16 protein-coding genes are annotated in these 13364 nt (G+C 47.6%); all 16 read right to left on the bottom strand.

Features of this window, described 5'->3' with window-relative positions:
* Positions 1-96: 96 nt before the first annotated feature.
* The gene (locus ACXAD6_RS08055) at positions 97-1485 is read right to left on the bottom strand and encodes a solute carrier family 23 protein (protein ID WP_474968434.1); all 1389 of its coding nucleotides are present in this window, start codon (positions 1483-1485) and stop codon (positions 97-99) included.
* A 142-nt stretch (positions 1486-1627) separates the two neighbouring features.
* Positions 1628-2170: a bifunctional pyr operon transcriptional regulator/uracil phosphoribosyltransferase PyrR gene (gene pyrR / locus ACXAD6_RS08050; protein ID WP_474968433.1), complete on the bottom strand. Its 543-nt coding sequence runs from the start codon at positions 2168-2170 to the stop codon at positions 1628-1630.
* A gap of 176 nt (positions 2171-2346) precedes the next feature.
* The gene (locus ACXAD6_RS08045; protein ID WP_474968432.1) at positions 2347-3258 is read right to left on the bottom strand and encodes an RluA family pseudouridine synthase; all 912 of its coding nucleotides are present in this window, start codon (positions 3256-3258) and stop codon (positions 2347-2349) included.
* On the bottom strand, positions 3255-3728 hold the full coding sequence (lspA, locus tag ACXAD6_RS08040; RefSeq protein ID WP_474968431.1) for a signal peptidase II: 474 nt from the start codon (positions 3726-3728) through the stop codon (positions 3255-3257). The genes ACXAD6_RS08045 and lspA overlap by 4 nt, the downstream gene beginning before the upstream one ends.
* Positions 3729-3867: 139 nt before the next feature.
* The gene (locus tag ACXAD6_RS08035) at positions 3868-4392 is read right to left on the bottom strand and encodes a DivIVA domain-containing protein (protein WP_027954126.1); all 525 of its coding nucleotides are present in this window, start codon (positions 4390-4392) and stop codon (positions 3868-3870) included.
* Between the two features lie 74 nt (positions 4393-4466).
* Positions 4467-5240 (bottom strand): YlmH family RNA-binding protein, encoded by a 774-nt coding sequence (locus ACXAD6_RS08030; RefSeq protein ID WP_474968430.1) that lies wholly within the window; start codon positions 5238-5240, stop codon positions 4467-4469.
* 68 nt (positions 5241-5308) lie between these two features.
* Positions 5309-5578: a YggT family protein gene (locus ACXAD6_RS08025; RefSeq protein ID WP_027954124.1), complete on the bottom strand. Its 270-nt coding sequence runs from the start codon at positions 5576-5578 to the stop codon at positions 5309-5311.
* A gap of 3 nt (positions 5579-5581) precedes the next feature.
* On the bottom strand, positions 5582-6028 hold the full coding sequence (locus tag ACXAD6_RS08020; protein ID WP_027954123.1) for a cell division protein SepF: 447 nt from the start codon (positions 6026-6028) through the stop codon (positions 5582-5584).
* Between the two features lie 18 nt (positions 6029-6046).
* A complete protein-coding gene (locus ACXAD6_RS08015) occupies positions 6047-6721 on the bottom strand; it encodes a YggS family pyridoxal phosphate-dependent enzyme (protein ID WP_474968429.1) in 675 nt (224 codons plus the stop codon).
* 21 nt (positions 6722-6742) lie between these two features.
* Positions 6743-7540, bottom strand: a complete 798-nt coding sequence (gene pgeF, locus ACXAD6_RS08010) for a peptidoglycan editing factor PgeF (protein ID WP_474968428.1) — start codon at positions 7538-7540, stop codon at positions 6743-6745.
* 59 nt (positions 7541-7599) lie between these two features.
* The gene (locus ACXAD6_RS08005) at positions 7600-7875 is read right to left on the bottom strand and encodes a YlmC/YmxH family sporulation protein (protein WP_027954120.1); all 276 of its coding nucleotides are present in this window, start codon (positions 7873-7875) and stop codon (positions 7600-7602) included.
* A gap of 151 nt (positions 7876-8026) precedes the next feature.
* Positions 8027-8806, bottom strand: coding sequence for an RNA polymerase sporulation sigma factor SigG (sigG, locus tag ACXAD6_RS08000; protein WP_027954119.1), 780 nt, complete (start codon positions 8804-8806; stop codon positions 8027-8029).
* A gap of 83 nt (positions 8807-8889) precedes the next feature.
* On the bottom strand, positions 8890-9609 hold the full coding sequence (sigE, locus tag ACXAD6_RS07995) for an RNA polymerase sporulation sigma factor SigE (RefSeq protein WP_027954118.1): 720 nt from the start codon (positions 9607-9609) through the stop codon (positions 8890-8892).
* Positions 9610-9626: 17 nt separating this feature from the next.
* Entirely contained in the window at positions 9627-10529 is a 903-nt protein-coding gene (gene spoIIGA, locus ACXAD6_RS07990) for a sigma-E processing peptidase SpoIIGA (protein WP_474968427.1), read from the bottom strand.
* A gap of 167 nt (positions 10530-10696) precedes the next feature.
* Positions 10697-11860 (bottom strand): cell division protein FtsZ, encoded by a 1164-nt coding sequence (gene ftsZ, locus ACXAD6_RS07985; protein ID WP_474968426.1) that lies wholly within the window; start codon positions 11858-11860, stop codon positions 10697-10699.
* A 75-nt stretch (positions 11861-11935) separates the two neighbouring features.
* Entirely contained in the window at positions 11936-13231 is a 1296-nt protein-coding gene (ftsA, locus tag ACXAD6_RS07980) for a cell division protein FtsA (protein WP_027954115.1), read from the bottom strand.
* Between the last annotated feature and the right edge of the window lie 133 nt (positions 13232-13364).

The following is a 13364-nucleotide window of genomic DNA, read 5'->3' as shown; positions in this document are numbered from 1 at the left end:
GTACGGGGGTGCCTCACTCGCTGCGCAGGCAGACGAGCCATTCCCTGGTACACCTTTCCGGGCCTCACGGGACCCGATTAAAACGTGTGTTCTTGGTTATGCCACTTCATGCTGTTCTTTTTTCTCTTCCACTTCAGGTTCTTCAAACATTTTTCCATTGCCATAGCCTTTTTCTTTTCCTGGCAGCACTTGATGAAGGAAGACGCCGATCACTGCTGACAGAGCCATCCCGGCGATCTGAACCTCCTCGGTGACCTGTACGAAGGCGCCTCCTACGCCGAGAACAAGGATGATGGATGCTATTATCAGGTTGCGTTTTTCTCCAAAATCAATTTGATTATCAATCAGCATGCGTAGTCCACTGGAAGCGATAATTCCGAACAGAAGAATGGAAACCCCTCCCATAACGGCCGACGGGACAGACCCGATCACAGCCGTGACCATTCCGATAAAACCGAAGATGACTGCGATGACCGCTGCCCCTCCGATAACGAAAACGCTGTAGACTCTTGTGATGGCAAGCACGCCGATGTTTTCCCCATACGTTGTATTCGGAGGCCCGCCCAGACAGGACGCAATCATAGTAGCCGCTCCATCGCCGAGAATCGATTTATCAAGCCCCGGATTTTTCAAAAAGTTCCGCCCTACCACTTTGGAAAGAACCATTTGGTCCCCTGTATGTTCAGTAATCGTAACAAGGGCAAAAGGCACCATCAGGAGGGCAATTTCCCAGCTGATCACTTCCCATGGGCTGAAGTCGACAAAGGGAACGATGAAGTCAGGAACTTGGAAGAACGCTCCGAGAAAGCCTGTCAAAGAATCTGCTGAAGTGAGGGCCTGCCATTCTGCTTGAATCGCCGTTGTATCCACAATACCCTGGAATAAGGCAAAGATGTATCCACCGACAATACCGAACAAGATGGGCAGCAGGGAGAAGAACCCCTTGAAAAAGATGGATGCGATGACTGTTAACCCTAAGGTGACCAGAGCTGTCGTCAAGTGTACACTGCTGTATACATTCTCTTCCTGTCCAGGCAGGTACATGGCCATATCGACCGCTGTGGAAGCCAGCCCAAGACCAATGACGATGATGACCGGGCCTACGACAATCGGTGGCAGCAGGTTCATCAGCCATTTCGTTCCAAAAACAGTGATGAAGAGAGCGACTGCCCCGTATACAAGGCCTGTCAGAAAGCTTCCGACCATGGCTCCGGCTGCTCCGCTCGTTTTCGATACTTCAATAATGGGATAAATAAAAGCAAAGCTTGAACCAAGATAGGCCGGTACCTTTCCTCTTGTGATTAACAGATAGGCGAGAGTTCCAAATCCACTGGACACTAAAGCGACGGCTGGGGAAAGTCCTGTCAGAAAGGGGACAAGGATGGTAGCGCCGAACATCGCAAACAAGTGCTGCAGGCTTAAAGTCAGCCACTTCCCGGCTGCCGGAACTTCATGAATGTCTAATGCTGGTTGATGTTTTTCCATTTGTTCATTCCTCCTCTGCCCGTAAAAAAAGCCTCCCTACGCTTAAAAGGCGTAAAGAGGCACACGTGTAGCTGCTACACGAAAGGTCCATACGATTCCTTTTAAGCCTCACGGGACTTTTTTAAAGGGCGTGTTCATTCAGTTATCTTTCGAAAATTTTCACTTCGTCTTTCTCGTCCGTTTCCGCAAGCGTTACAGTGATGACTTCCTCAAGGGAAGTCGGCACATTCTTACCGACATAATCCGCACGGATAGGGAGTTCCCTGTGTCCCCGGTCAACGAGAACAGCAAGCTGGATTTCCTTCGGTCTACCGTGATCCATCAGTGCATCCATTGCGGCACGCACCGTTCGTCCTGTATACAGCACATCGTCGACGAGAATCACTTTCTTTCCATCAATATCCGTTTCAATATTGGTTTCTTTTAATTCCGGTTCGGACGTCTGTTTCTCAGGGGTGAGATCATCCCGGTATAACGTGATGTCCAGTTCTCCCCCCGGCAGTTCCCGGCCTTCAATTTCGGCTATTTTATTTCTTATCCTCCGGGCAATGGGAACACCGCGTGTTTTTATCCCGACAAGAACAAGATCTTCAATCCCTTTATTCTTCTCAATGATTTCATGGGAGATTCTGGTGAGTGCCCGCCGGATGGCTGCATCGTCCAGAACCGTAGCTTTCGGATTCATGGGCAAGCTCCTTTACAAAAAAACCCCTTTTCCACGTGTAGGCAGAAAAGGGGTTTTTTACGCATAGATCACTCGTAAAATTACCGTACCTTCTCAGCCTCACGGGACTGCTCTTAAAGGTCTTTATATTCTATTAAGGATTATGTCAAAGCATTCATCTTTTGTCAAGACTGGATTTACCCTTCACGAAGCTCGAGTTCACGAAGAACATCCGTAAATTCCCGGGGAGGATCCACTTCAAAGTGCATCCACTCTCCTGTGGAAGGATGCTCAAATCCCAGCACTTTGGCGTGAAGCGCCTGACCATTAAGATCGAGAGTTTTTCTCGGTCCGTATTTCGGGTCACCGGCCAGCGGATGGCTGATGTACCGCATATGGACACGGATCTGGTGGGTGCGCCCTGTTTCAAGCTTGCATTCGACGTGGGTAAAATCATTAAAAAGACGGATGACCCGGAAGTGGGTCACGGCATCACGGCCGCCATCGACAACCGTCATCTTCTGACGATCCTTTGTATCACGGCCGATCGGGGCGTCAATGGTTCCATATTCATGACTGATCTCTCCATGGACGACCGCTTCATACTTCCGCTCCACTGTTTTCTTGGAAAGCTGGTCTGCAAGAGAGCGGTGGGCCTTATCATTTTTAGCCACCATAAGGAGCCCGCTCGTATCTTTATCAATTCGATGGACAATGCCCGGCCGTTCCACTCCGTTGATGCCGGAAAGATCTGTACAATGATGAAGCAGCCCGTTGACGAGTGTGCCGGAATAATGCCCGGCGGCCGGGTGGATGACCATCCCTGAAGGTTTATTGACGACGATCACATCGGAGTCTTCATAAACGATGTCCAAGTTCATATCTTCCGGCAGAATATCCATCGGCTCCGGGTCAGGAACATGCCATGTAATGGTTTCCCCTTCCTGAACCTTATAATTACTTTTGACAGCTTTTCCGTCCACAAGAATGACATCATCCTTCAGCCATCCCTGGATCTGGGATCGGGACACCTCTTCAATGACTTCTGTTAATAATTTATCAATCCGGGTGGATTGGTCTTTTTCTGTTACGTTGTATTGTTCACTCAAGATTCTATACTTCCTTTCTTTTTACGCTCGTCTAAAAAAGCAGCGATCATGATGAAAGCAACACCGATGACGAGCGCAGAATCGGCGACATTAAAGATTGGGAAATCGTAGGTGAAAATATACGTGTTGGCAAAATCCACGACTTCCTTCCGAAAAATCCGGTCAATGAAATTGCCGACAGCTCCGGCGAGAATCAAGGAAAGGGCGGCTCCTACAAGGCGGCTCTGCTTTCCCAACTGCTGAAGATAGTAAATGACAAATCCAATCACGATTACCGTAATAATGTAAAAAAACCACATCTGCCCCTGGAGAATTCCCCAGGCAGCTCCCTGGTTCCGGTGTGATGTTAAATAGAAGAAATTCTCGATAACCGGGATGCTTTGTCCTATTTCCATTTTAGTCACGACCAGATACTTCGTCCACTGGTCCAGTATGATCAGCACCAAGGCTGTCAGATAATACACATACATACGCGTCCTCCATCAAACAATTGTTATCCCTGGCTATTGTACCACATTTCGACAGGCGAAACCTGTTCCCATAGGAAAAGGCACCGCTGCACAGAACGGTGCCTGATGAATGGCACGGACCAGTTTATGTAGAATGCTGTTAAGGCTGGGAGCTGTACTCCTGTTCCATTTTCCGTTCCACTTCCTGCTCATTGTCAATCTCTGTATCAAACAGATGATCCCAATCATCATTTTCAATCATATCAATCTGTGCTTCCACAAGCATACGGAGCCTCGTTTTGAATACTTTAGCCTGCTTTTTCATATCCTCGACTTCAATGGAGATCCGGCGTGATTTTTCCAGTGCTTCATTAATAATACGGTCAGCGTTCTTTTCTGCTTCTTTAATAATGAGCTTCGACTCTTTGTTTGCACTGTTTTTTACATCTTCGGCCGTTTCCTGAGCCACAAGGATGGATTTATTCAATGTCGTTTCAATATCATTAAAATGACCAAGTCTCTCATTCAGCTGAGTCACTTCGCGCTCCAATTCTTTCTTTTGACGGATAACGATTTCATAATCCTTAATGACCTGATCCAGAAATTCGTTGACCTCATCTTCGTCATACCCACGGAAGCCCCGGGTGAATTCTTTGTTATGAATATCCAATGGTGTTAAAGGCACACCAGCCACCTCCCCATCTACTCGTTATGTTAAAGATTCGACAACAACCTGCGATTTCCTTCTTTTCAGCAGGATTAATTCAGGCGTGCTGTCATAATTTTGTATTTGTCCTTTTTCGTCTGACCCGTTACTTCATCCAGACGGCTCCTCCCTCTTCCCTTGAGAGAAATCAAATCTCCGGGCTCCAGAGAAAATGCACCGTCTTCCACGGTCCGGAAATTCACTTTCACATGGCCGCCTTCAATAAATAGACCGGCTTTCTTTCGGGACATGCCGTAGATTTCTTTCACGATGACATCCAGTCGAAGCGAAGAAACCGTCGTTTCTTTTTTCGTCCACGTTTCATCACTTTCTATACGACCCGTCCAAGGAACCTCCTTGAATTCGACGGTGGAACGCTTGATTCCCGTCAAATTCATTTTGATATAATCGCTGATTTCAGCAGCGGCCGTCAGCTGGATGATTCCATCCTTGACGACAACATCCCCGATTTTCTCACGGCGGATGCCAAGAGACATAAAAGCCCCGAGGACATCTCTGTGTTCCATCGTTACGAATTTCACCGGGTATTCGGCCTGAAGCAGGATCAGCCGGAAGTCTTCCTTGTCGATCTGCTCATAATCAGGAGCAATGACCGCCCGCTTCCGCTCACTGTTTTCCGCACCGCCTTCAAGCTGACAGATTAAATCCGCGTCATTGCCCATCACTGCTTTGACAATTTTCTGCTCACGCGGGTCGAGGAAATCTGATAAACGCCGCTGGTACTTTAAAGCCACATCCTCCCGCCAGGAAACCACCTGGTCGATAAACGGATGCTCTTCCTTTCTAAAATGCTGGTACATGTCCATAAAAATCCTCCATAACTACCAAAAGGAACAGAAAAGAGCGGGAAATGCCCTAGCTTCTGTTCCTTCTTTTATAACCCTGCAAGCATCCAGTAAAGCTGGTTCAATCCCTGCGAAGCAAACCGCAGAACGATAATGGCGACGAGCGGGGAAAGATCGATCATCCCAAGCGGTGGAATGATTTTCCTGAAAGGCTCGAGAAACGGTTCCGCCAGGCGGCCGAGTATCTGCCCGAAGCTGGATTCACGTGCTCCCGGAAACCAGGAAAGCAGGATGTAAATGATCAAGATCCAGCTGTATAATTGTAGTGCTGTCGTTAAAATGTTAAAAACAAAAGCCATGACTTACCACCTTCTATTCAAGTCCTCTTCTTCTGCTGTGATAATATCAGAAATCGATCCGGAAATTTCTACATTATCCGGTGTACAGAGGAAGGTTTGTGAACCTAGTTTTTGAATGTCTCCACCTATAGCATATACGGTTCCGCTTAAAAAATCTACTATCCGCTTCGCCTGATTGTGATCGACGCGCTGCAGATTAATGACAACGGCACGTCGGCTCACCAGCTGATCCGCAATATTCTGCGCCTCATTGTAACTGTTCGGTTCACTCAGGACCATTTTGGACGAGGACTTTGCACTTTTCAGGCTGACAATGTTGTTACTGTCCTGCTTCTTCGTGTTTTTCTGGGGCTGATGGGACTCTTCGTCATCTTCTTCCACTTCTTCTTCAATGTATTCATATTCATCGTCTAACGTAAAAAATGAACGGAATTTATTTTTCATGCTCATTTCCATCACCTCATTGTTTTATTGTCCGCCGACAAGACAGGAACCGAGTCGTACGTGAGTAGCTCCTTCTTCTACAGCCAGCGCATAATCATTGCTCATTCCCATGGACAAGTATTCACATGGGGCATGGGCATACCCTTTATCCCTGATCCGGTCCCTTAAGGCCCGAAGCTGACGGAAGACGCCGCGGAGACGCTCCTCATCTTCTGTATGCGGAGCCATTGTCATCAGACCAACGATTTTAACATGTTTAAAGTCCTGCACAGCTTCTATGAAGCTTTCCACTTCTGAGGCAGGGAGCCCATGCTTGGAGTCCTCCCCGCTGATATTCACCTGAACGAAGCATGGTACAGGTGAAGACGCCCTTTTATCAATTTCCTTTGCCAGGGAGCGCCTGTCAAGGGAATGAATCATCGACACATAATCGATGACTTCCTTCACTTTCCGGGACTGCAGCGTGCCGATGAAATGCCAGGTGGCCTGATCGCCGACCGCCTCATATTTTTCAAGCAGCCCTTCCCTGCGGTTTTCCCCAAGGTTGTGTATCCCTGCTTCCAATGCTTCCTGCGCCCGCTCGGTGGACACGTATTTTGTCACCGCCACAATGGATACTTCATTGGCATCACGTCCACACCTTTGACAGGCCTGTTCAATATTTTCTTTAATTTCTGCTAGATTTTCTGCTACAGACATTGCTGAACTCCTTCCCGTCCCTTAAGCTTTCAAAGCAATAAAACCGAGCATCCGCCCTGTTTCACCCTGATCACGGCGATGGGAGTAAAACTGATCTTCCTTCTCGTATGTACATGCACCGGAAACCTGAACTGCGGATTCCTGCATTCCCAATTCGATTAACATGTGTCTATTTAATTCTTTCAAGTCCAGTTGATACCGACCGCCGCCTTTATTCGAAACGCATGTTTCGTGGTAGGGCTTTGGTATGTGACGGATGACGTTGTCGTCCACTTCATACCGCTCTGGACTGATGCATGGACCGATCACAACCTGGATATCCTCCCTGGAGCACCCTTTCTCCTCCAGCGCAGCAATCATCCGGCCGGACATGCCGTGAACGGTTCCTTTCCATCCGGCATGAGCAATTCCAATCCATTGGGATTCGGGATCGAAAAAGTACAGGGGCACACAGTCGGCATAAAAAGCTCCAAGAACCAGATTCTTTTCTTTTGTGATCAGCCCGTCCACTCCAGCAGCGGCTGTTTCCAATGACTCGGAACCAGCACCAGCCGGCAGGGAGCCGGCGTCAGCTACTTTTGTGCCGTGAACCTGTTCCCCTATGACCCACCGGGACAAAGGGATACCGATTTCCTCTGCAAGAAGTCTGCGGTTTTCTATGACCAGGTCCTTGTCGTCATGGACATGGAGCCCCATATTCATGGATGCAAAAGAACCACGGCTGACCCCTCCGTTCCTCGTCGTTATTCCGGAAATGATTTCAGGATACTGTTGGAAACAGGAGAGCTGTCTCGTTGATTGTCGTTTGAAGGGTTCCATTTCTTACCCACCACCTCAATTTCATTCATTTTAACACATTTTCCTTCTCATTTCTTGCTCTATTCTGCTGAATCTGTCTTTTGAACTGCAGGCAGTCCTTTATAGGCAGACTTTTTCACTAATATAACGTCCGCTCCGATGTTTACGATCTGATCCCATGGGATGGTCATTTCTTCTTCTTTTCCGAACAGACCCATAGCTTTTCCTTTCATCGTTAGTACAAGCCCTTTCAAGCGGCCCCGCTGCGTATCAATATCAAGGTCGCTGATGTACCCGAGTCGTTCTCCTGTTTCCATGGCGATGACGTCCTTCATCTGCAGTTCGGTGATTTTCATTTCAGCTCACACTCCTTATCTTACTATATGCAGCGGCTGTGGAGAATAGAAAAAGTGGCTCGTTTCCCTGTATTCTTAAGGATCTTCCCACATTGTGCCTGACTTGTTGGAAACAAAAAGAACCTCTCTGCCCGGCGGCAGAAAAGTTCTTTTATTGAAACATGGAGGTATTCATTTCTTTGATGGCTGCTTTTTCAAGCCTTGATACCTGCGCCTGGGAAATTCCGATTTCTTCGGCCACTTCCATCTGGGTTTTCCCCTGAAAAAAGCGTTTGGTCAAAATCATTTTTTCCCGGTCGTTCAGTTTTTTCATCCCTTCTCTCAAGGACAGTTCATCGATCCATACGGTATCTTTCTCCCGATCATCCTTCAGCTGATCCACTACAAAAATCGGGTCGCCTCCGTCATTGTATATGGGTTCAAACAGAGAGACCGGATCCTGAATAGCGTCCATAGCGAATACAACATCCTCGTGAGGAACACCCATTCGTTCGGCAATTTCATGTGGAGCTGGATCCTTATTGGTTTCACTGATCATCTTCTCCCGCATCTGCAGGGCCTTATAGGCTGTATCGCGCAGGGACCGTGAAACCCGGATCGGGTTATTGTCTCTTAAGTATCTTCGGATTTCTCCGATGATCATCGGTACAGCATAAGTGGAAAATTTCACATTGTGACTGAGATCGAAGTTATCTATGGACTTCATAAGGCCGATACATCCCACTTGGAATAGATCGTCGCCATATTCCCCACGATTGTTAAAGCGTTGAATCACGGATAAAACGAGGCGGAGATTTCCATTCACCAGTTGTTCCCTGGCCTCAAGCTCTCCACTCTGCAGTCGTACAAACAGGTCTTTCATTTCTGTGTTTTTCAGTACCGGAAGTTTTGATGTATCTACGCCGCATATCTCTACTTTATGTCGTGTCAATGTAAGACCCTCCCAGGAAGCTGTAATCAGTTCTCAGTATCTCCCTGGGTGGGAATTTTATGCATCGGCTTTACATGAGGTTTTTAGACCATTTTGTCGAACTCCCGCTGCAGACGGCGGATGATTTTCTTCTCCAGCCTTGATATATAGGACTGGGATATCCCCATCATATCGGCTACATCCTTCTGGGTTTTTTCTTTTTTTCCAATCAGGCCGAAACGGAGCTCCATAATCTGTTTTTCTCTGTCATTCAGCTGCTCGAGTGCAGATTTGAGAAGCTTTTTATCGATTTTCTTTTCAATTCCTTTTGTAATCAGATCTTCTTCCGTACCGAGAATATCGGATAATAGCAGTTCATTGCCGTCCCAGTCGACATTCAAAGGCTCATCAAAGGAAACTTCGGTTTTCAGCTTATTGCTTTTACGCAGGTGCATCAGAATCTCATTTTCTATACAGCGGGAGGCGTAAGTGGCGAGCTTGATCTTTTTCTCAGGGTCAAAGGTATTTACGGCCTTGATCAGACCAATGGTCCCGATACTGATCAAATCTTCTATGTTTAACCCTGTGTTTTCAAACTTTCTGGCAATATAAACGACCAGCCGCAGGTTTCTCTCAATCAGCATGGCCCGTGCAGCTTTGTCCCCTTTAGGAAGACGTTCCAGAAGCTCTTTTTCTTCTTCCCTGGAAAGAGGGGGCGGAAGTGCCTCACTACCACCGATATAGTAAATTTCATCCTGCTTAATCCCAAGCTTCATTAACAACCGGTAATACCAGAGCCGCGCTCTGAACATCCACTTGAACATGGAATCCTCCTTCTCCCTTACGCTGATTTTCCTTTGATCATGACATGGGGGTGGATCAGCATTTGATAAAGCCCGTCCCGGGTTAACGGTTGATGCTGGACACCGACGAGAGGCTGTTTGATTACCAGCGGCCCCTCATTTGTCTGTACAGTAATCTGATCAATCATGAGTGTTACGAGGAGCCTGCCGGATATCCCGGCTGCCTGATAAGGGACAAGCCTTACAGCAGACTGCAGCGTTTCGGGCAGCTCATGGAGAGAAGCGAGTACCTCCTCCTCTTTCAACTGATCCAGTTCCCCATCGGCCAGAAGCTGCTTCCACACCGATGGATCAGCGAGAAACACCATTTTTCTGCTCACTGGATCAATCAGCTGATTCCCACTATCCACAAGGCCTTGGCATACAGCATGTTGACCGTTCCATACCATGTCCACTTCATAAACATCCTCATATTTCAATTGATGAATCTGGAGCTGGTTGAACCTCCATTTGGTAAACAGATAAGCTGACGGACAGCCGGCGGCAACAAACAGCCAGCTTACCGGATCCCCATACCCGCCGCTGAACGTGACGACCGCTCCCTTCAAGACGTCGACTTCTGAAGCGAGAAAAAAATGGACCCCCATCATACTTCCTCCAATGGCAAACGTTACGAAATAAAACGTGACCCACTGGACAAAAAAAGCACGGAGGGAAGTAAAGGAAAAGGCAGTCAGAACAATGCCTACGGAAAACAGCAGTTTCCCTGCACTGCCCACCAGCCATGAATCCGGCATATAAATGGTCACCGGTACAATCAGCGATGCTGTAAAAGCTCCGACAGCCATCCTCCATTTCGAGGACCCTGCACGGGTGAGACCCTGGGTAAGCGACAGGATCATGCCGTCCATCAAAAGATTAAGCAGCCAGACAGCATCCAAATATAAAATCCTTTCTCCCTCCCTTTTTCTGCTGTTACACCGAGTATAAGTCCGTCCGATTGAAAAGTCTGTCGCAATCTGATCATGCTGCTGGCAAGTTTTGTAGAAGACTGAAACCGAAAAAAAGCCGCCGTACTCATGGAGAGTACGGCGGCTTTCTGCCATCATCAGCGGCGGCGGTTACGATTTCTTAGGAATGTTGGAATATCCAGGGTATCTTCTTCCTGCGTATTCCCTTTCTGCTGTGGCTGCGGCGCTTCACGACGCGGCTGTTCTTCACGAACAGTACTGCGCTCACGTTCCGGCTGCTGCTGTTGAGGAGCAGGCTTCTGCTGGTTGATCTGCGGGCGCTTTTTCTGCTGTCCCTGTGCCAGCTGAGTCTCGTCAAATCCAGTTGCAATAACCGTTACGACGATTTCATCTTTAAGATTCTCGTTGATAACGGAACCAAAGATAACGTTCACTTCCTGATCGGCTGCAGACGTTACAATATCAGCGGCCTCCTGTACTTCATACAAGCTCAGGTTCGCTCCTCCGCTGATGTTCATCAGCACCCCGTGGGCACCATCAATGGAAGTTTCAAGCAGCGGAGAGGAAATCGCTTTTTTAGCAGCCTCTGCTGCGCGGCTTTCTCCTGTAGCAATACCGATGCCCATCAGAGCAGAACCTTTGTCCACCATGATCGTTTTCACGTCGGCGAAGTCCACGTTGATCAAGCCGGGAACGGCGATCAAGTCGGAAATCCCCTGAACACCTTGACGAAGGACGTTATCCGCCTCACGGAAGGCTTCAAGCATAGGCGTATTCTTATCTACGATTTCAAGAAGACGATCGTTTGGTATCACAATCAATGTGTCTACCGCGCCTTTCAAGCCTTCGATTCCGCCTGTAGCCTGTGTAGAGCGCTTGCGTCCTTCAAACGTAAATGGACGTGTAACAACCCCTACAGTCAAGGCACCCAGTTCTTTAGCAACCTGTGCAATGACAGGAGCAGCACCCGTACCGGTTCCTCCGCCCATACCAGCGGTAACAAAGACCATATCGGCTCCCTGAAGGGCCTCCTCAATCTGCTCTTTGCTTTCTTCAGCCGCTTTGCGACCGACTTCCGGATTCGCTCCGGCACCTAGTCCGCGTGTCAATTTTCCACCAATCTGCATTTTCACTTCTGCTTTGGAAAGGTTCAAAGCCTGGGCATCTGTATTGACAGCGATAAACTCTACGCCCTGGACTCCATGTTCAATCATTCGGTTGACGGCGTTGCTTCCGCCGCCTCCTACACCGATTACTTTAATAGTTGCCAGCTGATCCATGCTTGTATCAAAATCTAACATCTTCCGTTCCTCCTAATACACGAGATTACAAGATTTATTACTTCGTCCGTCGATCGACCGACTCAAACTTGTGATTTAATCAAAGAAATACTTTAAGAGATTGCTGAAGCCTGACTCTTTTTTCTTTTCTGTTTTTTCTTTTTCTTCTTTAGGCTGTGGTTTTGCCGAACGCTTCTGCTTTTTCGGCTGTGGTCTTTCCTGAAATTCATCTGAGACAGAAGGAAATATCTCTTTTCCTTGTATTTTCGCATTACGATAGGCGAATTGCAAGATGCCTACGCCGCTGGTAAACTGCGGTTCACGAACGCCGATATAATCAGGAATAGCCAGTCTGACGTTAGCGTGGAATACATCCTGGGCAAGCTCAAGCACTCCCGGCATATTCATCGTACCACCGGTGAGAACAAAACCTCCTGGTAATTCACGAACACCCATTTTCTGAAGTTCCTGTGCTGCAAAGACGAAAATTTCTTCTAGTCTAGCTTCAATCATATCAGAGATTTGCAATTGATTGAATGCCTGTTGACGATTACTGCCAATAATTGTGACGGAAAAATTCTCATCTTCGTTCGCATCGTCAAAAAAAGCGTGTCCATGTTCCACTTTCACCTGTTCCGCTTCTTCTGTTGATGTACGCAGACCGATGGATAAATCCTTGGTAAGGTTATCCCCGCCGAAAGGAATCATGCTCGTTCCTTTCAAGTGCCCCTCTTCAAAAACGGAGATGGTTGTCGAGCCGCCTCCTACATCAATTAGAGCTACGCCGAGATTCGTCTCGTCGCTGGAGAGGGAAACGGTCCCGGAGGCAAGTGGCTGCAGACATACATCGAGTACTTCCAGCCCTGCTCGTTCCACACATTTGAGTGTATTATGTAAAACGGTTTTAGCGCAGGTGATAATCATACCTTCCATTTCAAGACGGACACCAATCATACCGCGCGGGTCGGTAATTTCATCCTGACCATCCACAATGAACTGGCGCGGAATCACATCGATAATTTCCCGTTCCGGCGGAATAGACAGAACCTGAGCCGCATCAATGACCCGTGTAATATCCTCATTTCCGATTTCCCTCGTTTCACTGGAAACCGCCACGACTCCGTGACACGGCTGCAGCTGTATATGGTTGCCGTTGACGCCTACGACGACACGGTCGATTTTCATGTCCACCATCCGCTCCGCCTGTTCGACGGCTGATCGAATCGAATGAACGGTTTGATCGATATCCACGATCGCCCCTTTTTTCATTCCATTTGATTTTGCTGTACCAACCCCGATGATGTTGAGGCTGTCATTCATAATTTCACCAATAATAACTTTAATTCGACTTGTGCCTATATCTAAACTTACTAGTATTTCATTTTGATTCACCAGTGACGCACCTCCTGTTACAAGCCATATGAGTAGTTCAAAGCATATCGAATTCATGTAAAAAATACAATCATTGCAATATAAACGTAAATGAAATGATATATTGCATGGGTCATATCCCTTGATATCGTAT

The sequence above is a fragment of the Halobacillus sp. ABH2_015 genome (genome assembly GCF_056158945.1).
This window is presented reverse-complemented; position numbering and strand designations above follow the sequence as displayed.

Excerpts from the sequence above, each read along its gene's own strand:
- ACXAD6_RS08055 (WP_474968434.1), bottom strand. The coding sequence starts at position 1,485 with ATGGAAAAACATCAACCAGCATTAGACATTCATGAAGTTCCGGCAGCC.
- pyrR (WP_474968433.1), bottom strand. The coding sequence starts at position 2,170 with ATGAATCCGAAAGCTACGGTTCTGGACGATGCAGCCATCCGGCGGGCA.
- lspA (WP_474968431.1), bottom strand. The coding sequence starts at position 3,728 with ATGTATGTGTATTATCTGACAGCCTTGGTGCTGATCATACTGGACCAG.
- ACXAD6_RS08030 (WP_474968430.1), bottom strand. The coding sequence starts at position 5,240 with ATGGACATGTACCAGCATTTTAGAAAGGAAGAGCATCCGTTTATCGAC.
- ACXAD6_RS08025 (WP_027954124.1), bottom strand. The coding sequence starts at position 5,578 with ATGGCTTTTGTTTTTAACATTTTAACGACAGCACTACAATTATACAGC.
- ACXAD6_RS08020 (WP_027954123.1), bottom strand. The coding sequence starts at position 6,028 with ATGAGCATGAAAAATAAATTCCGTTCATTTTTTACGTTAGACGATGAA.
- ACXAD6_RS08015 (WP_474968429.1), bottom strand. The coding sequence starts at position 6,721 with ATGTCTGTAGCAGAAAATCTAGCAGAAATTAAAGAAAATATTGAACAG.
- pgeF (WP_474968428.1), bottom strand. The coding sequence starts at position 7,540 with ATGGAACCCTTCAAACGACAATCAACGAGACAGCTCTCCTGTTTCCAA.
- ACXAD6_RS08005 (WP_027954120.1), bottom strand. The coding sequence starts at position 7,875 with ATGAAAATCACCGAACTGCAGATGAAGGACGTCATCGCCATGGAAACA.
- sigE (WP_027954118.1), bottom strand. The coding sequence starts at position 9,609 with ATGTTCAAGTGGATGTTCAGAGCGCGGCTCTGGTATTACCGGTTGTTA.
- ftsZ (WP_474968426.1), bottom strand. The coding sequence starts at position 11,860 with ATGTTAGATTTTGATACAAGCATGGATCAGCTGGCAACTATTAAAGTA.